Here is a 1371-nt window from a genome sequence, read left to right on the forward strand (position 1 = left end):
CAGAGCACGAGAGAGGGGATGGGGGAGGGGAGGGAAAACACCCTCGGGGGGGTGGGGGGGGGTGCTTCCCTCCACTCCCCCCCCCCCGCCGTCGCTGACCGGGCATGAGTCGAAAGAAGCGTCAGAAGCGCCCGCAGACCCGGATAAGCGCGCGGCTCCGATGCAGCCGATGCCGCTGCTTCGCCCCGAAGGACCTCACGTCCAAAGCTGCCGAGCACTGGAACGGGAAGTGGGAGAGCGGCCGTCTCGTCTTGATCCTGTGTCCTGCCTGCCAGACCCCGCTGGAGAACGCGGAGGCCGCGGTGAACGAGGCCGGGCTGCGCGCCGGAACCGGCGACGGCGGGATGTTCCTGGCGAACCCGGTGCTGTGCATCACCGGGACGCTGGAGGACCCCGGGTCGGTCCTGTACGGCCGTGACCACCTCCAGCGCATCAACGCCGCAGGACAGTCGGAGAACATACATCTCGTCTCCCAACTGCCCACCGGCACCCGGTGCGCACCGATCCCCGGCGGCGTGATGGTCTATCTGCCCGGCCAGCAGACCGCCCCATAGGCCCGCGCGCGGCCCGCCGCCGCGCACGACGGGACTGGTCGGCCGCCGATCCCCGAGGCGCTCCGCCCGCCCCGCCCCCACCCTCTCCATGCGGTAGTCGGGCGGTAGGGGGTGCGCAGAGGGGATGCCAGCACCCCGACCACGCCTCTACAGCATGGTGACCTGCATAAACACCCGATGCCCCGAAAGGCGAGCGCAAGAGATGCCGCAGGAGATACCGCAAGGGATCGTGCAAGGGATGACGCAGGAGATCCCAGGCCCGAGGACCCGCCGGCCTTTTCGCGCGGGCAGCTGCTCGGCGCCAGCAGCGCCCAGGAGCACACACCAGATCACCACCGCTGCGGGGCGAGGCCAGCCGCTGTGTCTGGTCAGCGGTGGCGACCTTGAGCACTCCGAGCACGCGCAGCCCTTTGGTACCGGTGCGCCTGGGCCCGCCAGACGTTGTACCGCTGGCGGGCCGGCGCGCTCTTGAACAGACAAAGAAGCCGGGGGCGACACGGATTTCCCGTGTCGCCCCCGGCTTTGTTTCTTTTACGCAGCCCGCCGGGACGGCGGAGCCCCTCCGCGCGTCGGTAGGCGTCCTGGTGGCGGCCTCCGTCGAGCAGGACTGGCAGGGCGACGTTCTCCACCGGACTCAGTTCGGGAAGAAGTTCACCGAACTGGAACACCATGCCCAGCGTCTCCCGCCGTACCTGCGCAAGTTGCGTGGACCTAAAAGAGCGTTTTGTCCCGGCAAGGCTGTTTGATATCTCGGGTGGCAGGGCGACTTCAGGCGGTCGTGCGTGCGTGACGATCGGGTCGTGTGGGCCCGTACTCT

General features: G+C 69.0%; 1 protein-coding gene and 1 pseudogene. One reads left to right on the forward strand and one right to left on the reverse strand.

Annotated elements, in window-relative coordinates; all coding sequences use genetic code 11:
- Window positions 1-251 precede the first annotated feature (251 nt).
- Window positions 252-554 (forward strand): hypothetical protein, encoded by a 303-nt coding sequence (locus ACFV8T_RS45265; RefSeq protein WP_385339679.1) that lies wholly within the window; start codon window positions 252-254, stop codon window positions 552-554.
- A 554-nt stretch (window positions 555-1108) separates the two neighbouring features.
- Here ACFV8T_RS45265 and ACFV8T_RS45270 read toward each other — a convergent pair.
- Window positions 1109-1264 (reverse strand): annotated as a pseudogene (locus tag ACFV8T_RS45270) (ABC transporter ATP-binding protein); the annotation flags it as partial.
- Window positions 1265-1371: the final 107 nt, after the last annotated feature.

The organism is Streptomyces sp. NPDC059832 (assembly GCF_042731715.1).
Lineage (GTDB): Bacteria > Actinomycetota > Actinomycetes > Streptomycetales > Streptomycetaceae > Streptomyces.